Consider the following 22,039-nt stretch of genomic DNA (forward strand, 5'->3'; position numbering starts at 1 on the left):
TGTTATCGGTACGAATAACTTTTTAAAAAGGGCGAAACGACCAAATGGTGAAGTGAAATGTTTTAGACTGGTAATCAGTTTTAATTCATCCAATCTTTTAATTGTGGAGCTTTGGCTTTGCTGACCACAATTTTTTCTGAAGGTTTAGGCTCAATATTAATAATAAGCTTTCCATTAAAATACAATTCTAAATGTTTAATGGCTTTCCTATTGACAATAAATTGCCTGTTGGCTCTAAAAAATTGAGAAGGGTCTAATTCATTTTCAATATCTTCTAATTTCTTATCGATTATATATTCTTTATTGTTAAAACTTATGGCCTTAACTATACCAACTTCTATTATAAAATATGCTATATCCTCAACTTTAACGGGCACTAATGTATCGCGTTTCTGGAATAAATAAGTTGTTTTGTATGTTTTCTTTTCTGATTGGATAATTTGCAAAACCTGTTGAAATTGCTCATCAATTTTTTGGATTTTCTTATCTTTTTTAAATTTATGGATTGCTTCCGACAGCTCTTCTTCGTCTATAGGTTTTAGTAAATAATCTATACTGTTAACTTTAAATGCTTTTATGGCAAACTCGTCATACGCTGTTGTAAAAATGATAGGGATATTAATTTGTTGTTGGTTAAAAATTTCAAAGGAAATTCCATCTGCCAAATGAATGTCAAAAAATGCTAATTCAATATCATTAATCTCAGAAAAATAGGTGATTGCTCCTGCCACAGTATCAATTACCTTGTCAACTATTATTGAAGTATCAATCTCAGATAACATCAATTTTAAGTTTTCTGCAGCTGCTCCTTCATCTTCTATAATCACTACCTTCATGATATTGGAATTTTCACCTTAAAGTATTTGTCATCAGCCGAAATTTCTATCTCTTTATTCATCAACAACTTAAATCTTGAATTGAGATTGCTTAGACCGGTATTTGTACTTTCAACAGTTCCTGTTCTTACTTGAATTTTATTCTTAACAACGATATAATTTTCATGATCAAATACTTCAACATGTAAAGGATTTTCATTTGAAATCTCATTGTGTTTAACCGCATTTTCCATCAAAATTTGAAGTGCTAATGTAGGTATTTTATGTTGAAATAATTTTTCTTTAATTTCAATCAGCGCATGAAAATTGTCACGATAACGTTGTTTGATAAGATGTATATAACTATCTAAAAACTTGACTTCTTCTTTGATAGTCACCATATCTTGATCTTTACTTTGAAGCATATAGCGAAACATAAAAGATAGCTTGTTGATAAATGTTCGGGCTGCTTTTTGGTCTTCCATAACCAGAAGGCTCAAAGAATTTAGTGAATTAAATAAAAAATGAGGATTGATTTGATTTCTTAAAGCAGATAACTCGTTTTGTAAGTTTTGTTGTACAAGCCGTTCTTTTTCAATGGCATTTTGTTTTGATTGTTCTGTTAGCCTGATAATCCTCGAAACAACTATGAGTATCAACATGACAAGCAGGTATGAAATATTGATTATTTGGGTACTCATAGAAAAGGTATCAAAATCGTAAACCCATAGGTTAACAAGCTTCAAAAAGAGCATCCAAAAGAAAAAGAATGACAAATTAATTAACGAAGATACCCACTTGTGGTACTTGAAATTGATTTTTTCATTCCAGCTTAAATTAAATTTGAGTATCACAACACTAAAACAGAAAAGAGAAAATACTCTGAAAATAGTATCTTCAATAGAAACTTCTATCAAATTGCTAAGAAAGGGATCTCTGTTGCCATAAAGAAAATTAAGTCTTGGGATATTGAAAAAAACAGAAACTCCTAAGGATATTAAAAATATAAGTTTGTTGGTTTTCATTTATTGCACAAAGTATTTACCTTAATCAACAGTTTTATATTTAGTTATATTAGTTATATTAGTTGAGTTTGGTTTAGTTCATCTTTTTATTCATCATTTTTTGTTGTAGTTCTTTTTGTAAAGTAACATACTTCTCAAATTGACTTATAGAAAGTATAGTTTGGATTTCTTCATTTCTCTTTTTACTCAAAGCTTTATAGGTTTTATATTTTGAAAGTCGTCCCTGATTACTTTCTTGTAAATGTATAAATTGAATCGCATAGCGCTTGATTATAGCCTCAAATTTTGGTTTTTGTTGTTCAGATAATTCTAACTTTTCAAAATGCTTTTTTATTGACGCTTCTACTTGTATTTTTTGTTCTTTGGTTATTTCATGATTTTGTCCAGCTAATGAAAAACTTATTAAAATAAAAATAGCTAAAATTAAAGATTGCATTGCTGACGTGAATTTATTATTTTCATTTAATGAATACAAAAGTAGTTCCAGATGTTATTGTGTAAATCGATATTTAACATGAACCGCCAAAAATCATTAGTGAAATGTCTAAATCTCTCATCGAATAAAAATATCATAAATAAGTTTTTAACAACGTGAATTTATTTGATTTTCTGTGCGCCAAAATTTTATTCGATATTTCAGACCAATAAAAACTATCATTTCATTTACAGAAACGGAAAGGAAGCCAATCTGACTATCTTTTAAAATATCAAATTATACTATCTCGTATCCCACACGATGGCTTCTATGGTGACAACTTAATTAATAACCCTATTCTTTTAGCCAAAATACTGAAAAAATAACATGATATAGCAATTCTTTTCTTTCCGTAACATTTATGGCAATATAATAATTAACTATCAATTTTCTTATTATTGCCCTAAAAATCAATTATCTCAATCCTAAATCAAAATAATTCATAATGGCACTATTGGTTACTTTAGAATAGTTTTAAATTATATATAATAATTTAAATTTGCAATTCCTGAGAGTGAATATAATTTAGTACTTTTTATCAAATAGGGAACCTGTGTCATTTTCTTAAAAGCTTTTAGATTCTGCTCTTTTGATGATATAATAATTGTTGTAAACAACGCAACAAGGAAACTTAAAAAGAACTCCAACTTTGTTTAAACGTTATTTTTTGCGATACTTTAATTTTTATTGTACCGAATTTGTGCTTTTAATTTTTAAAGTCAATAATAAAGGGTAATATCACTTTTTGTATTGGGAAGTAAAACTTTAAAATTCAAAGGTTTTTAACTCTTTATTTCCATCATTGTTAATTTTTTCGCACAAACTAAAATAAAGTTCCTTTATCAACTTCATTTAAAACAGCGGGAATATTAGTGTTGATGTTTTTATTGTAAATACTGCTGCTCACGGGATGTGCTCTAAACGCTTCTTCTGTAAAACCGTTGTTAAGCAAGTCTTTAATTTGATGCATATTGGCATTTGAATCAAGCCAGTCTTGATAAAGTTGACTCGATAATACCAAAGGCATGCGCTTTTTCACATTGTGAATCTCAGCAAAAAAATCGTTGGCTTTGGTAGTAATGATGGTGCAGGTAAGTGCCTCGTTTTCTAATTTCGAATACAAACCGGCAAAGGCAAATAATTGCCTGCTATTGCTTTTTGAAGTATCAGGTACGTAGCAGTAATATGGAATACTTTGTTTATTGATGCGGTGCGGTTCAAAAAAACCATCGGCCCAAATTAAACATCGTTGTGTGCTAACAGCTTCGGCGTAAATTTTTGAATCCCATAAATCTTCGGCCCTGGCATTAAAAGTATGGTATTTTTTTCTGAAGGAATTAATATCACTCAAAGCCGACTCCGTAATAAATCCCCAGGTAGCATTCTCACTATACATCTGTTTCTCAATGGTTTGAACATGCAAGTTGGGATAACTAAACGCCGACAGATGAAAGTAGGGTTTGTAGGGCTCCTTAGATTGCCACCTTGTTTTGCTTATCTCTTCAATTTCTTTTTGAGTCTTGGTATTTGAAACGGCGTAACACATTATTGTGTGTAGATCTTATAATCCCAGGGTTGAAGCGTTAGTTGACTTTCAGTATTAAATGAGATTTGCTCACCACTACCAAATTGGTTGTAGTTTCCTGAAAATAAATTGTCTTCAAATTGCACATTTTGAACTTTATCTGAAAAATTAAGAACAGCAAACACCTTGTTGTTTTCATTTTGACGCACAAAACTTAACACCTCTGTTGGTGCGTTGTTGGGTACCTTTATCATGGTGGCACCCCATTTGGCATGCCATAAAGCGCTGTTGTTTTTTAAAAGTGCAAACAAATCTTTGAACAAGTCATTAAATTCATGAACTTTCCAAACAATCGGGTCTTTTTCAAAAAACGCCAGTCTCTTATCGTTTCCGGCTTCCATACCGTTGTACACCATAGGCATTCCTTCGCCTACAACAGATAAGGCGATAGCAGCTTCCAATCCGTCGCCAAAATTTTCAAACATGGTGCCTTCCCAGGCATTGCTGTCATGATTAGCAATATGGGTCATACGTATGGCATTTTTGGGGTACGCGCTTTCATTCCACGAATAATAAACAAACAGTTTATTAAGGTCGGCTTTGCCTTTACATATTTGGTGTACGGTTTCGTTCCAGCTCCAGGCGTACGTCATGTCAAAAGCTTCGGCATGTAAATCGCGAGACTCCCATTCAGCCAGCATAAAAACCGGTTTAGTGCTGTCTAGTGTTTTTCGCACGTTATTCCAAAAATCAACCGGCACAAATCCGGCCACGTCGCAGCGATAGCCGTCAATATCAAACTCTTTCACCCAATAACTCATGGCTTCGGTCATGTATTCTCTGAGTCCGGGCTTCTCATAATCAAGATTGATAATATCATCCCAATCCCACCAGGGCGTTGGCCTGAAGTTGTCATTGTGGTCTCTCTGGTACCATTCGGGATGTGTTTCTACCAAAACATTATCCCATGCGGTATGGTTGGCAACCCAGTCTAATATCACCTTCATACCCAGCTGATGGGCTTCGTTGATAAAATTTTTTAGGTCTTGTTCGTTACCAAATTCAGGATTTACGCCATAATAATCTTTAACGGCATATGGACTTCCTAGTGTACCTTTTCTGTTTTTCTCACCGATTGGATGAATGGGCATCAACCAAATGATATCAATACCTAGATCTTTTAACCTTGGTAACTCTTTCTGCGCTGCTTTAAAAGTACCTTCAGGAGTAAACTGCCGGGTATTGATTTGGTAAATTACGGCGTTTTTACTCCATTCTGGATGAGTAAGTTTTACATAATCTGCAGGTTCAAAATTGTTCATTTCTGTCTTGTTCATAACCGGTGCTTCATATTGTTTAACATTGTTGCAACCTAAAACAAAAGCCAAGCTGGTTGTTAATAATAATATGTTTTTCATTATGCTATTTTTGGTGAAAGAATATACAAAATAATAGGGTTTTTATTATTCATTTTAAAGTCTTAAAAGAAACAAACCGCAATATTTGAATTTTCTCATTTCGATATTAGATTTTTTAAAAGTAATTAATTTTTCTACATTTAAAACTTTAAATTTACACAGGTTTTGTCATGAATAATTACCTTTATTTAAAATTAATTAATCCTTGTTTAAAACGTTATTTAGAATCTTAATCTTAGTGGTGATTGCCGTTATCGGTATTAATATATATATCGATTTTAAGGCAAGTGATTTTTTGTTTGACAGTACAAGTACTGTTCCTAAAAACACCTATGCTTTGGTATTAGGCACTAGTAAATATGTGATTGGCGGCGGTAAAAATCCCTATTTTGAAGCCCGAATTAAGGCCGCCGAAGCTCTTGTTTCGGCTGGAAAGGTAGATAGTATTATTGTAAGCGGCGATAACCGGGAAGCGAATTATAATGAGCCCAAACGCATGAGACAAGCCTTGATTGAACTAGGTGTTTCTGAAAACATTATCATTGAAGATAAGAGTGGCCTCAAAACTGACTTTTCAATAAGAAGTTATATTAATAATTATCCTAATAAAAGTGTAACCATTGTCACCCAGCGCTTTCATAACCAGCGTGCTGTATACACTGCCAGAAAAAAGGGGATTAATGCCGTGGGCTTAAATGCAGAGGATATAGGCTTCATGCGGGATAAAAGAACCCATGCCAGAGAGTGGTTAGCCAAAGTCAAGGCTTTTGTGTTGTAAAACACAATTATTAAATTTTCAATATATGTTTTTTGGTTTATATAATTTTCATTATCATGATTTTACATCTCTTGATTTTGAGAAATATCGTTGTATAACCTTGATAATGTTCAAGAAAATATAAAAAAATCGACAAAACGCTTGTTTTTATCGCTAAATTACATACATTTGCGATATTGAACCTCTTAAAATCTAACTATGAGAACTAAATTTACAATCATATTTGTAGTTTCTTTGCTTTTTACAGGCCTTAGCTTTGCTCAAAAAGGCGAACCTCAAAGCATTATCAGTGGTAAGGTAGCTATAGCTAAATACCACGATAGAGAAGAACTTGACAGAATGCAGAAGGGTCAGCTACTTGAATTGTACAATGAGCGTATCGAAGTTATAGTCAATATTTTACCTAATATTGCCTTTGCTACAAAACCCGGTGTAACCATGACAACTTTGGGCATCCCCGATACCAAAGAGAATAGAAAAGCATTAGAAGAAAATAAACAAGCCTCGAAAACATATTTTGATAGTACTATCGATTTTCAAAAAAGAGTGTTGCCATATTCAGATAAGAGAAATCTAATTTCGGCTATTTTGTTTTATGAGCAAACACTTAAATCGCTTCATACTTTCAATGAGTTTAATTAATACAGCGTTTTAATCTACCAACTTTTTAACATTTTTAGATTGCCCGGAATATTTTGATTTCGGGTTTTTTTATGCCATTTTCTGAGTAATTTTTTTAGAAAGTTGTTGTGATCTGATAAAATGTAAGAAAATATATACGATATTAACAAAAATATGTATTTTATCGATTTTATTTGTATTTCATAGGATTATTACTTATGTTTGAAGCATTGAAATTAATAGACCCAAATCTACTAACAGCATAAATAAAATACTTATGAAAAATGTTACTAAAGGATTGTATTTGTTCTTGATATGTACCTGTAGCCTATTTGCGCAACAAGAAAAGGGTATCATCGGATCAAATAATTGGCTAACAAATTGGACTGAATTTCGTCCAAATCAATCCGATCACGGAAAACCAACTCAAATATTAAGTGGTAGTATAACCAAAGACACCAAACTTTATAAACGAGATACCTATTTGTTACTGGGAAGCGTTTTTGTCACAGATGGTGCAACACTAACCATTGAGCCTGGAACAGTTATTATTGGAGATTATGACACTAATGGCTCCTTAATTATTAGCAAATCGGCTAAAATTATTGCTGACGGTTTAGCCACAGATCCTATTGTTTTTACATCAAACCGAAGTGTTAAGAAAGAAGGCGATTGGGGTGGCATCTTTATTTTAGGTGATGCACCTATCAACAAATTTGGAAACGTAGCCTCAATTAACTACGGCTTTAGACCATCTTCGGCTGAACATATTAATTATGGTGGTGTAAACAGTGAAAGTGATTCGGGAATTTTTAGATATGTTAGAATTGAATTCGCTGGAAAAAGAACCAAAGATTACGGTTACTTTAGTGCATTAACTCTTGCAGGGGTTGGAGCCGAAACAATTATCGAAAATGTAATGGTAAGCTATAGTGAAGGTAACTCGTTTGACATTATCGGTGGTGAGCTTAACTTAGATAAAATGATTTCTTTCCGAACCAAGAGTAATGACTACGAATTTAATTACGGAACACAATGCAGTATAACCAACTCCTTAGCTGTGCGTTCGCCTTATGTTTCGGGTGCTGATGGCTCGAGATGCTTATATATTGCTTCGTACGATAAAAAAGAAGATGTTGATTTCAATAAAAAAGGAACTTATGTTGTCGCTGAAAATTTAACACTAATTAACGTAAGTGAAAATTTGGAAGATGATATCAGCGTTGGTTTGGTAAAAGAGGCTGTTTATGTAGCTAATGATGCTTCGGTAGATATATCAAAATCAGTAATTTCAGGTTTTAAACCTGCTGTTATTTTAGATGATAGAATTAAAGTTAATACCGAAAGTTTAGAGAAAATCAAGTTAACCGAAATGTACTTTAACAATTGCAAAGGAAATATATTTACGGCCTACAATTCTAATAATGAAGACCTCGAAAACTGGTATGGTAACAGAGCTTTTTCTAATGTTTATTCCAAAGGTGTAGACTCTGAAACTTTTATTGATTCTCACAATTCAAGATATCCGGATTTTAGACTTCGCATCAATAAAATCATTGCTGCGAACGATTATGATGATTAATAAACTACTAAGGAATGGCTTTTAGATAAGCGCTTAGTGGAATGTTTGACCTTAATAACACCATTAGCGATTTTTTAAAAAATAAAATGAAGTAAACCCAAAACCCCAACTATAATCAAAATAGCATGCATAAAACTACTAATTTAAAAAGTCTTACTTTTCTAATAGGGGTTTTTGCTCTTTTAATACCGGGGCAAATAAACGCTCAATTAGTTATTGGCTCACCAAATCTTGGTTTTAGTCAGGCATGCGCCAGTGCGTCATTTAATTCTTACAATGTTACTTTTGTTTTTTCACCTGAAAGTGCACTTAGTGCATCTAATCAATTTCTCATAGAAATGTCTGATGCCACAGGTAGTTTTGCAAGTCCCACTGTTGTTTTTACCTCTAATCAGGGCGCAGTTAGTACTTCTCCGGCAACTTTAAATTTTTCTTTACCCGAAGATACAGCCGGCGAAAATTACAGAATTCGAATTAAAAGTACAGCACCGGCTGCCACTAGCTCAGGCTCGGTTCCATTTGCTGCCTATTACAAAGTTCAGGATAGTCCGTTTACCATCAACAATCTGGTATCCACCGGCGCTTTTTGTAACGGTGGAAGTTATTTGTTAACTATCGACAATCCTGGTACAGGCGATAACGATTCGCCGCTAAACTATCCATCACTTACCTTTAATTGGTTTAGAGAAACCAGTGCTACAACATCGGTTTTTGTAGCAACGGGTAATAGCTTAACTGTAACCACGCCGGGAACATATTTTGTTCAAACCAACTACGGCACCTGTACTTCTAATTCATTTTCGAATCGTGTAACCATAACTGAAGTTTTCTCAGGACAGGCCAACGCCACAATTGTTTCTAGTTTAGGGAATCCTTATTGCCCTACTCAAGGATCAACCACTTTGGCAACTATTGGTGGTAATAGCTACCAGTGGTTTAAAGATGGTGAAGCTATTTCAAACGCCACCAGTCAAACCTATCAAACCGATGAATCCGGAGTTTTTTCTGTAACCGTTGATTTGGGTGGTTGTCAAGCTTCTGGTTCTATTACGCTTGTAAGCGAAGGTTTTACTAGCGAACTTAATGTTCCGGAAGAGAATACACTTGAAGAAGGTGAGACCCTAACTGTAGTAGCCAGCACAACAGCAGCCAATCCGCAATTTAAATGGTATTTAAATGATAATCTTATTTCAGGGGCTACAACAAATACTTATGTAGCATCAGACTACGGTGATTACAGACTTGTTATTTCACAGACTGCAGGTTGCTTGGTTTCAAGTGAATTATTTTTCAGAATGAGACAACCAATCGAACAATTCCCCGATGTAGCTAAAATACCAAATATTATAAGTCCCAATGGCGATGGTATCAACGACACCTGGGTAATTCCGCTCGAATTTACCAGCGGAACCAACACCGAAATTATTATACTCTCAAACAGAGGTAAAGTAGTTTTTCAAACCAACGATTATCAAAATAACTGGCCACAAGACAGAATAGAATTCTCTAGTGTCAATCCGGTTTTTTACTATATCATTAGAGCAACCGATAAAGACCCAATTAAAGGGTCTATTACCATTTTAAAGTAACATGAAATTTAGAATATTGATCATAACGTTACTTATCTGTTCAGCACAGATGTTCTACTCTCAAGAAGTTGATGGGGTAGTGGCGCTTGCTTTACCGGTTGGAAACTCACTAACGTTTAATCAATTTTTGATGAATCCAACCTTTAGTTTTGTAAGACAGCAAAACAGATTTATCAGTTTCACTAACAAACGCGAATGGGTACAGTTTGAAAATGCTCCCGAAACCAACATTTTTAGTTACTCGGGTCGATTTGCTGAAAATATTGGAGCGGGTATTGGGTTGTTTCAACAAAATTATGGGGTGTTCACCACATTTGGCGGCGTAGCTAACTTTGCCTATAATGCTAGATTAAATACCGATAGTAATTTAACATTCGGACTGAATATTGGTGCTTACAGTAGCGGACTTAACAGTGGTAATGTTGTTACCAATTTTCCAGATCCATCTCTAAATAATATCCCATCAAACTTTTTATTGACCATTAATCCGGGAATTAACTATGGATTGGCTTTTATAGATATTGGTGTATCTATAAACAATCTGGCGGTGTACAATTTTAATAATTCAGAACTGCTTCAAGACAATCCTGAACAAAGCTTACAAGCACATGTAATGTATACCGGCTATTTAGATAGCTACGGTTTTTTTGAAGACAGTAGATTTAAAGGATTATTAAGATCAGAATTTAAAGAAGACCAAACCATTATTTCCGGTTTGGCCATGTTAATGGTTCCCAGAGGTATATGGGCACAAGCCGGATACAATAGTATGTTTGGTTTTTCTGGAGGAATAGGTTTGAACATTACCAAACAAATAGCCATTGAATACAATTACGAAAACGCTTTTGATAATCAAGCCTTTTTTGGTCCATCGCACGAAATTACATTAGCTTATAAAATCAGCACTTATAAAAATTACGATTACAGCAGAGAAGATGACGTAGCTGCAATTTTTACAGCTGGGAAAAAGAAGAAGCCCGTTGCTAAAAGATCAAATAATACACAAACATCAGTAAGCAAAGAAGCTCAAGCAGCAAAGGTGGCTCAGGCCAAACAAGAAGCCGAGGCAAAAGCTAAAGCCGAAGCAGAAGCTAAGTCAGAAGCACAACAATTAGAAAAAGAGAGAATAGCCCAAGCTAAAGCTGACGAATTGGCCAAATTAGAAGCTGAGAATATAGCTAAAGAACAAGCCGAAGCAAAAGCTAAAGAAGAAGCCGAGCTGCGATTAAAAGAAGAAGCTAAAGCCAAGTCGGACTTGATTCAGAAAGCGAGAGTAGATGCAGCTGCAAAAGAAAAGGCAGAAGCCGACGCCAAAAAAGCAGCAGAAGAACAAGCAAAAAGAGATGCTGAAAGAGCTCAGGCAGCAGAAAAAGCCAGATCCTTAGAAAAGGAACAAGCTGAGGCCAAAGCACGGGCAGAAGAGCAAGCTAAGTTGGCTGCTCAGGCTAAAGAACGAGCAGAAGCCGAAGCTGTGGCCAAAGCGCAACAAGAAGCTCAAGCCAAACTTGAAGCAGAAGCCAAAGTTAAAGCAGACGAAGCAGCCCGTCTGGCACAGGAGGCAGAAGCCAAAGAATCTCAAGACAAAAACGACATTAAAACAGATGAATTATCGGCCTCAGTAGATGCCATTGAAAAATTAACTGAAGAATCTAATGTGCTATTAGAGAGATTCCAAGCTGCGATACAAATAAAAGACAGAGATTTAAAAGATTTAAAAGAAGAAAATGATTTAAACGATCAGGGCATCATCACTCAGCCAAAACCATTTAAAAGTTTATCAGAAGAAAATAAAGTTGTTGAAGCTATTAAATCAGATTTAGACAAGGTAATTAAATCACGTGAGCAAAAAATAAAGGAATTGGAAGAAACCTACGATGATAATGTAAGGTTTGCTACCATTGTGAACGACCCTGTATTGTTAAACTACAAAAAAACCATTCAGGAGTTAAAGGCAGAACAAACTAAAACGGTACAAACCAAAGCTGCTTTACAAGCCAATTTAGAAAGTATAAATGTAGCAACAGAAATTGAGAGAAAACGACGTATTAAGCGCGCTGCATTTAATAGTGAAAAAGATAGATTTGAGCAGGATAAAGCCACATTAGAGCGTATCAAACAAAACACGACACCGACCTCCACGCCATTAAAAGAAGCAGATTTTGATTTTGGAGAAGAACGCAGTGGTAGCATTCAAATTTTGAAAAATGTTGAAAATGTAAATCCCGGTTTTTATGTGATACTTGCGGTACATACAGATGTAGCAAAACGAGACGACTTCTTAACCAAAGCCGTAGCCTCAGGTGAAAAAGACATCAACTTTTTCTATGATGTTAATACCAGTAAATATTATATATATCACCAAAAATTTAGCACTATTGATGAAGCCAATGAAGCAGTAAAATCTAAGGAAGGTAAGCCACATAGGGCAAATCTTTCAATAATTAAAGCAGAAAATTAAGTTCAGATAAAAAAAATGTCACCATATGTTTATTTACAATGCCCCTTGTATCTAAACAAAATTAAAACAGAAGCCATGAAAAAACCTACTTATTCAAAAACTGTATTTAAGCTTGGCCTATTATTAATAGGCTTACAGTCTTTTGCTCAAAACTACGTACCATTTACTCCAAGATTTAATGACGACATAAGAGGTGATATTGTTTTAATAGGAAACAACATTCTGGGCCCCAACAATGATGCATTTAATGATGTAACCGTATTTAATCATTTGGTAGATATGCAGTACATTGACATTGACGGCGACCCAAGTACATTTAGTTCTTCTAGTGCAGATTTAGAAATACCTAATCCAAATTGTTATCAAATTAAATATGCCGGACTTTATTGGGGAGCAGTTACAGGTGGAGATGAACCGATTACAGATGTAAAATTTAGAGGACCTACAGGTGATTATGTTGATATTACGGGAACTATTATTTTTGATGCAAATGGCAATAGTGTTGATGGTGGAAACAGTTTTTCTTACGCTTGTTATGCTGATGTAACAGATATAGTTACAAGTTTGCCCAATGATTTGGGTACCTATACAGTGGCTAACGTTTCTAGTGCTACGGGTCAGACTTCAACTTTTGATCCGTACAACGGAACGGGTTATTCTGCCGGTTGGTCACTTTTTGTTGTTTATGAAGATCCTACATTACCTGGTAAATCCATTACAAGTTTTGATGGTTTTAGTGCTATTAGCGTAGCTGGTGGTAACCCAACGCTCGATATTCCTATCACCGGATTTAGAACAGTACCTGCACCAACACCGGTTAGAGCTAACTTTGCATTTGCAACTTTAGAAGGTGATGCGCCAATTCAAGGTGACAGACTCCGACTTAATGGCGTAACGCTGTCAACTGCCGACAGACCTGCAAACAATTTTTTTAACAGTACAGTTACCCAATTAAGTGCCTTGCCTGTGCTTAATCGAAACCCTAATAGCGCCAACACTTTGGGTTTTGATACCGGTGTCATGGTTGTTCCCAACCCGGGAAATACGGTCATCGCAAACGATGCTACCTCGGCGACTGTGAGGTTAGAAACCAGTCAGGATACCTATTTCCAGTATTTCTTTGCATTTGCTGTTGAAATTATTGAGCCTAATATTGTCCTTACAAAAATTGTTGAGGATGAATTTGGAAACGATATTGGTGGACAAGTAGTAGGATTGTCTCAACCTCTAAATTATGTCATCGGTTTTCAAAACACCGGAAATGATAACGCTACCAATTTTCAGATTAGAGATATTCTGCCTATTAATATTATTTTTAATTATCCTGAAGATTTGGTTCTACCGCCGGGTGTAACCGTTTCGAGCTATAATCCTGCCACACGAGAACTCGTTTTTGATATAGAAGATTACCTCGTTGAAGAAAATGATCCGGTTTACGAAATTAGAATTGAGGTTATGACCGTTGAAACTTGTAATCAATTGGCCGATGCATGTTCCAATATTATTAATAACCAAGCGTTTGCTACCTATAATGGTTTTTTTAATCCTAATTTTACAGTAACTGATGACCCTAGTTTTAGCACAAATACAGGTTGTTTAATCTCACCTCAAGCCACCAACTTTTTGGCAGATTTAGACGATTGCGTGTTTGAAGAAGAAATTATTCTTTGTGGTGCAACTGTAGATTTAACAGCGGCTAACGGCTACGATGCTTATTCGTGGTCTACCAGTCCAACGGGAACTCCTGTTATTGGAAATAACCAAACCATCACAGTTTCTTCAACCGGAACATATTACGTATTTAATACTGCTACTGCACCTTGTCAGTCCATAGTTCAACAATTTAATGTAACACTTTTTGGTGGTGATATTCCTAATCCGGTAATTCCATTCGCTGATGAAGTGGTAACTTGTCCAAATGATGGTAAACTTTTACCGCTTATTTTCTTATGCGGTGAAAATGATTCAACCGAAATTCAAACTAATATTTCTGGAGTTTCCTCAATTATTTGGGAACAATTAGACGAATCTAGTTGTGATGCAGTTTCAAATCAAGATTGTGCTAATGAAAGTACTGATTGTGCTTGGAATCAAGTAGGTACCGGACCCAATTTTAATGCAAATTCTGCCGGACAATTTAGGTTAACCATCAATTATGCCGGTGGTTGCTTTAACAGATTCTATTTTAATGTTTATCAGAATCTTTTAAATCCCACCGTCGAGGCAACAGATATAGTATGTACTACGCCAGGTAGCATCACGGTTGGTGATGTGCCTTCGGGATACGAGTATAGCTTAGATGGCGTTAATTACCAGTCAAGCAATGTTTTTTCGGTTAATACTCCCGGAATTTATTCTGTTAGCATAAGACAAGTAGGGGTTGACACCAATCCATGTATTTTTTCAGCACCAGATATTCAGATTAGAGAACGCAATTTCAATGTTTCAACTGTAGTAGAACAACCACTTTGTAATGGTGATTTAGGAAGTATTTATTTAGCTGCAAATGATGTAGAACCCCAGTATTTCTTTTCACTTTTTCAAGGTGGAACACTTGTAAATAGTGTTGGACCCATAACTGAAAACACCTATACCTTCGCCAATCTTAACACAGGCACTTATACAGCAACTATTGAAACTGAAGACGGTTGCGTCTATTCAGAAGAAATTGAAATTGTTGAACCGCCGTTACTCACGGTAACCGCAGCTTTAACCGCGCCGCTAACCTGTACGAATGGTGAAATAACCGTTTACCCGGTGGGTGGAACTGCACCTTATTTTTACTTCGTAAATAGTACAACCGATTTTCAAACAGTACCTGAAATTGAAGTGACTGCTCCTGGAGTTTACAATATTATGGTGATTGATTCTAATAACTGTGTGGCCAATACTACTATTACTGTTGACGCTATTCCGCAGCCCGATTTTAGTGTTGCTTCTTCCGATATTCTTTGTACAGATCCTAATTCAGGAACCATTTCTGTTAATGTGAACAATGCCAACGGCAACACTTTACAATATAGCATTGATGGTGGTACTACTTTTTCGGGATCTTCAGTGTTTACAGGTCTTTCAGCAGGTGATTATGAGGTAGTGGTTCAGTACAGCTTTGGTTCATCGGTTTGTTTAACCAATCCTCAAAACATAACCATATCTTCCGAAGATCCTATTTTAGGGACAGCTACTTTAACAGCTCCCTATACTTGTACTTCTGATGGAACCATTACTGTTACAGATGTCTCAGGTGGTACTGCTCCTTACACTTATAGTATTGATGGTGTTAATTTTCAAACAGGAAATACATTTTCAGGTTTACAAAATGGTATCTATACTGTAACAGTTCAGGATTCAAGTGGTTGTTCAGAAAATATAAATACCATTACCATCGAAAGTTTAAATCCGCCAACCGATTTAGATTTCGATAGCACGGCATTAACTTGTCCGTCAAATTTATCAACGGTTACCATTACTAATGTCACAGGTGGCGTAACACCATTAGAATATCAAATTATTGCTCCTTCAGGTGCTGCAACCGGATACCAAACCTCTAATGTGTTTGCTGATTTAGCTCCGGGAACCTACACTTTTCAGGTAAGAGATGCTAATAATTGTATTTATAGTGAATCTTTTACCATTACGTCATTAGATGCCATATCGGTGGTTGGTGAAAGTTTAAATGATATTTCTTGTTTTGGAGCCGCCGACGGAAGCGCACAATTTACAGTTTCAGGCACCTCCGATTTCACATATACAATTAATGGCGGTGCAACAACAGCAGGTACTTCTCCTGTAGTATTGACGGGTCTATCTGCGGGTACATACAACATTGTAGTAATCGATAATACTACCAATTGTGAAGCCACAACTTCAGTAACCATTAATCAAGCTTCTGCAGAATTGTTAATTTCTACAGATGTAAGCCCAATTACCTGTCTGCAAGATGGTAGTGTGATTATAACAGCTACCGGTGGTTGGGGCGGAAATGTATTCAGTTTAACTTTACCTGACGGCACCGTATTACCAAATCAAAGCAACAATACATTTACAGGTTTAAATCAAGATGGTACCTACATTGTTACTGTAACCGATTCAAACGGCTGTATCGCTACAGATAACTTTGATTTACTTACGCCAAGTACGCCGGTTGCTTCAATTAGCAGCACATCAGACTTTTGTTACGACAATTCTAATGGTGCCAGTATAGAAGTAACGGTGACATCAGGCGAAGCACCTTTTGAATACAGTTTAAATGGCAGTGCTTATCAAACGGGTAATATTTTTAATAATTTAACGCCTGGTATCTACACTGTTACGGTAAGAGATGCCTTTGGATGTACAGTGACTTTATCCTCTGAAACCATTGCGCCACAATTATCGGTTAGTACATTGTTAACCGAAGATCTTGATTGTACAGCTACACCAGACGCTGTTATTTCTGGAACTATCTCTGGTGGTTACGCACCTTTTAATTATGCGGTATCTGTCAATGGAGGTGCTTTCACTTCCTTAGGAACCACAGGTGCAAACTTCAGCTACACCACAGGAGTAGCCGGTACTTTTCAATTTGAAATTACCGATGCGCAGGGATGTACGATACTTACAAATACAACCACCATTAACCCAATAACGCCTCCTGCGATCAATGCAGTTCTGCAAACACAGCCTATTCTTTGTAATGGCGACTCGAATGCATCTATTCAAATAAACATTGATACAGCTTCTGGGACTGCGCCGTTTATTATAAACGTTAATAACGACACAACCGGAGTAAATTATGGCACACAAACCTCAGGGTTACCTTCAGGAACTTATACCATCACTATTACCGATGCCAGATCATGTACAGCTACAGAAACCATTACCATTTCTGAGCCCGATGCCATTGTTCTTGATTATGATGCCGTTCCAATTACTTGTACCACCGGCGGAATTTCTCAAGGATCAATTATTATAAATAGTGTATCAGGTGGTACTGCCCCATATAACTATTTTGTAACAGGAACCAATGGTTATAATAATTCAGAATTAAATGCCACCGGATCTACTTCGGTTAGTTTTGATGTGGTTGATTTTGGATTGTATCAAATTAATGTAGTCGATTCTAATGGTTGTTCTGTATTAATACAAGATGTTTTGGTAGCTTCACCGCCAGACGATTTAGATATTGTTATCGATACTTCGGTTGATTGCGCCACTGGTGGTACAGCGGTGGTGAGCGTTGGTTCAACATTAGCCAGTACCGGACCGTTTTTCTTTAGTATTTATCAAGGTCCAATTTCGGTGTATCCAGATCCTGCCGGTTCATGGATTCCTGAGGACGCACCCGGAAGCCAATCAGCTACATTTACAAATTTAACACCTGGTGTTCTGTATACATTTATAGTATATGATGCCTCAACGCTTTGTAGTTATTTCGAACCTGCAACTACGCCAATTCCAACAAATTCAACTTTAACCGCAACAGCTGTTTCGGCAAATAATGTTACATGTACAGGCAGTGCCGACGGTAACGTAACTTTTAATGTCAATAGCCTTTATGCTTCTGCTACTAATATCAGTTATGAAATTTTTGATTCATTATCATTATCTTCAACAGGTGTAAGCGGAACAGGGGTTGTTCCTGCAAACGGTTCGTTAACGGTATCAAATTTAGGTCCGTTGCCTTTCGGGAATTATTATGTTCTTATCAGTGAAACTTCAGGACCTAATGCGGGTTGTAGTGTTGTAACGGTTCCTTTTAACATCACCGAATCTGCCATTCCTTTAAATTTATCGGTATCAATTGATCAAAATGCCAATTGTAATGTTGCTTCTGGAGTAATTAGTGCCATTGGTCAAAATGGAACGGCTCCATATTTGTATCAAGTAACAACTAATCCTACGGCTCCATTGGCATCAGATACTTCTTGGGGTTCTACTAGTACTTTCAACTTAGATGCCGGAAATTATTACATTCATGTGCTGGATGCTTTTGGGTGTATTGTATCCTCTTCTGAAACTATTTTACCATTAGATCCTTCGCCTTCTATTTCGGCAACAGTTACCAACGATTGTACGGCAACCGAAGGTTCTTTTGAGATTGATGTGGCCTTAACTTCGGCAGGCATTGCACCTTATAGCTACAGTATTAATGGCAGTGCTTTTCAAGCACAAACATTACCTTTCACAATATTTAATTTAAACTCTGGCAGTTATACTATTGAGGTAAGAGATGTCAATGGCTGTAGCGATATTGTAAACATCGATATTGAAGCGCCATTAGGATTAACACCTGCCATTACAGCTTTACCAAGCTGTACCGATGATGATGGTGTGATCACAGTTACGGGCAATGGAGGTAGCGGAAACTATACGTATGCTATTAGTCCAAGTGCTCCATCAATTACAATCACCGGCAATGTGTTTACAGGCGTACCTTCTGGAACATATACCATAACCATGACCGATACTGTTACCTTGTGCACAGAAGATGTGTCGGTTACTTTAGACAATGCAACTCCTGTAACATTTACAACATCGGTAAACGATGTAAGTTGTAACGGTGGCACAGATGGTTTAATCACTGTTAATTTACCGGCGAGTAATGATAATCCGGTATACACTTATGAAATTATTGCACCCATCAGTATTCCTGCGCAAACTTCAAATACTTTCTCAGGATTACCGGCCGGTACTTATACCGTTCAGGTAACTTCAGGAAGAGATTGTGTGGCTGTACAAGATGTTACAATTGGAGAACCCACGCTTTTAGAAGTTGCAGGTACTGCAACAGATTTTGCTTGTGCTATCGACAATTCTGTTAATACTTCTATAATTACAATTAACGAAGTAGGAGGTACGGCACCATTTTTATACAGTATCAACGGTGTAAATTATTTCACTACCAACACATTTGAAATTATTGACAACGGCAGTGTTCAAAACATTACGATTTATGTGCAAGATGCTAACGGTTGTATTGCAAATAACAATGTTATTATTAATCCTCTTGAGGAATTAACAGCAGCTGTTGCTAATATAGTAACACCTATAGATTGTAATAATACAGGTAGTGTTGAAATTATCGTTACCGGTGGTTCGGGTAATTTTACTTATGAGATGTTGCCGAGTGGCACACCACAAGCCTCAAATATTTTTAGCATTACCAGTCCGGGAACTTATTTCTTCCAGGTGAACGATATAGGCACCGGATGTTTTATAGCAACCACACCAGTAACCATTGCGCCATTCGATTTAATTGACGTTACAGCTACGGCCACTTCAGGTATTACCTGTTTTGGAGACACCAATGGTGCTTTAGAAATCACGGTAAACAACTACAACGGAAATTATACTTACCAAGTCTTTGACGGATTAGGTAATACCGTTATAGGAACAACCCCAGCCAATACAACAACTAATCCTATAGCAATAAACGGATTATCTGCAGGAAATTACACTGTAGAAGTTACAGCTACCGACAGTCCGTTCTGTGCAGCAACATCAAATGTTGTAACCATTGTTTCGCCACCAACACCTTTAACACTAATGGTTTCAGAAACGTCTAATGTTACTTGCGATAATAACTCAGGAACCATCACATCTATTGGCAGTGGCGGTTTTGGAGATTACCAATACGAACTTACCGGAAGTGCCACTGTAGCATATTCAACAAATGGCACTTTTACAGGTTTATCGGCCGGAAATTATACAGTCAACGCCATCGATGCTGCTGGTTGTATCGTATCTGAAAACATTGTTTTAGTGGAACCAAGCCCAATTACAGCTACGTTCACGCCTAGCACAACTTTACTATCTTGTTTTGGTGATCAAAATGCAAGTATTACAGTTAGTACAGTTTCGGGAGGTCAAGGTGTTAATTACAGCTATACGCTCAACACTATTTTACCAACACCGAGTTCCTCTGGTCCGCAAACGTCGCCGGTGTTTAACAATTTGGCCGCAGGAACTTACACCATAACAATTACAGATGGGTTGAATTGTGAATTCACGTCTCTGAATATCGTTATTGCAGAGCCTACGCCTATCAATGCCAATTTGGTGGTATCTTCAACCCAAACCTGCGACACCGAATCAACACTTACGTTAAGTGCAACTGGCGGTACAGGTGCTTATGAGTACAGTAGCAATAGTAGTTTTACAACTGTACTAGGTTCTTTTTCATCGTCTGTAACCTTCCCGGTTACTGTTGGTAGTTATGAATTTTATGTAAGAGACGCCAACGGTTGTATCGCAACTGTTTCAAACGAAATCACGATTGATCCGCTTCCTGCTCTAACGCTTAATTTAACCTCTACCAATCCAAATATTAACTGTTTTGGCGATAATACAGGAAGTATCACTGCCACGGCTCAAGGTGGTTTGGGGAATTATGTTTACACCCTTGAAGATAATATGGGTAACACCATTCCTGCAACTCAAAATAGTCCTGGTGTGTTTACAGAACTAGTAGCCGGCGATTATGTTGTGATTGTTGAAAGTGGCGACTGTGATGTGGTTTCACAAGCGGTAAGTATATCTCAACCATCGGCTCCGTTAGAAGCTACGTTTAACGTCAACGATGTGACTTGTTTTGGTGGTAATGACGGATTTATCGAAATCATCACAACAGGTGGTACAGGTACTATTCAGTATGCCATATCACCTCAAATGAATCAGTTTTTTGATACCAACGTTTTTGAAAACTTGGCACCTGGTAACTATGATGTGATCGTTCAGGATCAGTTAGGTTGTTTCTTAACATTTAACTTCACCGTTACCGAACCAGACCCAATAATCGTTAATATAGTTGCCGGTTCACTTTTCCCTGAAGTCTGTGAAGGTGATGCAAATGGAGAATTCAGTATTGAAATTTCAGGAGGTACTTTGCCATACAGTGTAAGTTTAGATAATTATGACGGCGTTTATACTGTTGGAACTGCCACACAAACACAATTTGATTTTGTTGGTCTGGGTGGTGGAGATCACGTTGTTTATGTAAGAGACAGTGAAGGTTGCGAATCGGAGTGGAATATCACTTTCCCTGAATCGGTAAGCTTTACGCCATTATTAACAGTTGAAAATATATGTGTTAATGACCTCACAGAAAATGTGGTTACAGTTACTGTAGAAGGCAATGTAGATCTTTCAGATTTAGACTATTCGTTAAATGGTGGCGCATATCAACTAAGCAATGTATTTACTAATATACCCGTAGGAAAAGACTATTATATAGAGGTGAGACATACCAATGGCTGTATCCAAACAACCGAATTCTTCGAGATTTTGCCTTATGAGCCTCTAGTTTTAGCTTTAAATGAGACTGGTCTAAACGAATTTGTTGCAGTAGCAACCGGTGGTACAGGCGATTACCAATACACTTTAAACGGTGTTGAGTACGATACCAATACCTTTATTATATGGGAAACCGGAAACTATACTGTAGTTGTTACAGATGGTAGCGGCTGTTCGGCATCGGCAAATATCTTTATGGAATTTATAGATATCTGTATTCCAAATTACTTCACGCCTAATGGTGATGGCGTTAACGATGGTTGGGCACCCGGATGTGCACAAAATTATCCAAATTTGGAATTCGACATTTTTGATAGATACGGCCGTAAGGTTGGCACCTATAGGGTTGGTCAATATTGGGATGGAAGATATAACAATCAAGAACTTCCAACCGGTGATTACTGGTATGTTGTTAGACTCAATAGTGTCACCAACGATCGCGATTATGTTGGTCATTTTACACTTTACAGATAATTATTA

General features: G+C 36.6%; 11 protein-coding genes. 6 read left to right on the forward strand and 5 right to left on the reverse strand.

Features of this window, described 5'->3' with window-relative positions; all coding sequences use genetic code 11:
* Nucleotides 1–80: 80 nt before the first annotated feature.
* The 5 genes from FJ651_RS09315 to FJ651_RS09335 form a co-directional block, all read right to left on the reverse strand.
* Nucleotides 81–836, reverse strand: a complete 756-nt coding sequence (locus FJ651_RS09315) for a LytR/AlgR family response regulator transcription factor (RefSeq protein WP_140990245.1) — start codon at nt 834–836, stop codon at nt 81–83.
* Complete coding sequence (locus FJ651_RS09320) at nt 833–1,840, reverse strand: sensor histidine kinase (protein WP_140990246.1); 1,008 nt, start codon at nt 1,838–1,840, stop codon at nt 833–835. The genes FJ651_RS09315 and FJ651_RS09320 overlap by 4 nt, the downstream gene beginning before the upstream one ends.
* A gap of 73 nt (nt 1,841–1,913) precedes the next feature.
* Nucleotides 1,914–2,276: a hypothetical protein gene (locus FJ651_RS09325; RefSeq protein ID WP_140990247.1), complete on the reverse strand. Its 363-nt coding sequence runs from the start codon at nt 2,274–2,276 to the stop codon at nt 1,914–1,916.
* An 862-nt stretch (nt 2,277–3,138) separates the two neighbouring features.
* Nucleotides 3,139–3,861, reverse strand: a complete 723-nt coding sequence (locus FJ651_RS09330) for an SOS response-associated peptidase (protein ID WP_140990248.1) — start codon at nt 3,859–3,861, stop codon at nt 3,139–3,141.
* Nucleotides 3,861–5,258, reverse strand: coding sequence for an alpha-amylase family glycosyl hydrolase (locus FJ651_RS09335; protein WP_216746114.1), 1,398 nt, complete (start codon nt 5,256–5,258; stop codon nt 3,861–3,863). The genes FJ651_RS09330 and FJ651_RS09335 overlap by 1 nt, the downstream gene beginning before the upstream one ends.
* A 205-nt stretch (nt 5,259–5,463) precedes the next feature.
* Between FJ651_RS09335 and FJ651_RS09340 the strand changes: the two genes are divergently transcribed.
* The 6 genes from FJ651_RS09340 to FJ651_RS09365 all read left to right on the forward strand — a co-directional run bounded on the left by FJ651_RS09340 (nt 5,464) and on the right by FJ651_RS09365 (nt 22,033).
* Nucleotides 5,464–6,036 carry a SanA/YdcF family protein gene (locus FJ651_RS09340; protein ID WP_140990249.1) on the forward strand — a complete coding sequence of 191 codons (573 nt, stop codon included), beginning with the start codon at nt 5,464–5,466 and terminating at the stop codon, nt 6,034–6,036.
* Nucleotides 6,037–6,234: 198 nt separating this feature from the next.
* Nucleotides 6,235–6,678: a hypothetical protein gene (locus tag FJ651_RS09345; protein ID WP_140990250.1), complete on the forward strand. Its 444-nt coding sequence runs from the start codon at nt 6,235–6,237 to the stop codon at nt 6,676–6,678.
* Nucleotides 6,679–6,934: 256 nt separating this feature from the next.
* Nucleotides 6,935–8,239, forward strand: coding sequence for a hypothetical protein (locus FJ651_RS09350; RefSeq protein ID WP_140990251.1), 1,305 nt, complete (start codon nt 6,935–6,937; stop codon nt 8,237–8,239).
* Nucleotides 8,240–8,364: 125 nt separating this feature from the next.
* Nucleotides 8,365–9,828, forward strand: coding sequence for a T9SS type B sorting domain-containing protein (locus FJ651_RS09355; RefSeq protein WP_140990252.1), 1,464 nt, complete (start codon nt 8,365–8,367; stop codon nt 9,826–9,828).
* A gap of 1 nt (nt 9,829) precedes the next feature.
* Entirely contained in the window at nt 9,830–12,286 is a 2,457-nt protein-coding gene (locus FJ651_RS09360; RefSeq protein ID WP_140990253.1) for a PorP/SprF family type IX secretion system membrane protein, read from the forward strand.
* A 75-nt stretch (nt 12,287–12,361) separates the two neighbouring features.
* Complete coding sequence (locus tag FJ651_RS09365) at nt 12,362–22,033, forward strand: T9SS type B sorting domain-containing protein (protein ID WP_140990254.1); 9,672 nt, start codon at nt 12,362–12,364, stop codon at nt 22,031–22,033.
* Nucleotides 22,034–22,039: the final 6 nt, after the last annotated feature.

The sequence above is a fragment of the Paucihalobacter ruber genome (assembly GCF_006494535.1).
Lineage (GTDB): Bacteria > Bacteroidota > Bacteroidia > Flavobacteriales > Flavobacteriaceae > Paucihalobacter > Paucihalobacter ruber.

What these genes read in the sequence shown, in the direction of transcription:
- FJ651_RS09355 (WP_140990252.1), top strand. Translation starts at nt 8,365, where the DNA reads ATGCATAAAACTACTAATTTAAAAAGTCTTACTTTTCTAATAGGGGTT.
- FJ651_RS09360 (WP_140990253.1), top strand. Translation starts at nt 9,830, where the DNA reads ATGAAATTTAGAATATTGATCATAACGTTACTTATCTGTTCAGCACAG.
- FJ651_RS09315 (WP_140990245.1), bottom strand. Translation starts at nt 836, where the DNA reads ATGAAGGTAGTGATTATAGAAGATGAAGGAGCAGCTGCAGAAAACTTA.
- FJ651_RS09335 (WP_216746114.1), bottom strand. Translation starts at nt 5,258, where the DNA reads ATGAAAAACATATTATTATTAACAACCAGCTTGGCTTTTGTTTTAGGT.
- FJ651_RS09345 (WP_140990250.1), top strand. Translation starts at nt 6,235, where the DNA reads ATGAGAACTAAATTTACAATCATATTTGTAGTTTCTTTGCTTTTTACA.
- FJ651_RS09350 (WP_140990251.1), top strand. Translation starts at nt 6,935, where the DNA reads ATGAAAAATGTTACTAAAGGATTGTATTTGTTCTTGATATGTACCTGT.
- FJ651_RS09330 (WP_140990248.1), bottom strand. Translation starts at nt 3,861, where the DNA reads ATGTGTTACGCCGTTTCAAATACCAAGACTCAAAAAGAAATTGAAGAG.
- FJ651_RS09365 (WP_140990254.1), top strand. Translation starts at nt 12,362, where the DNA reads ATGAAAAAACCTACTTATTCAAAAACTGTATTTAAGCTTGGCCTATTA.
- FJ651_RS09325 (WP_140990247.1), bottom strand. Translation starts at nt 2,276, where the DNA reads ATGCAATCTTTAATTTTAGCTATTTTTATTTTAATAAGTTTTTCATTA.
- FJ651_RS09320 (WP_140990246.1), bottom strand. Translation starts at nt 1,840, where the DNA reads ATGAAAACCAACAAACTTATATTTTTAATATCCTTAGGAGTTTCTGTT.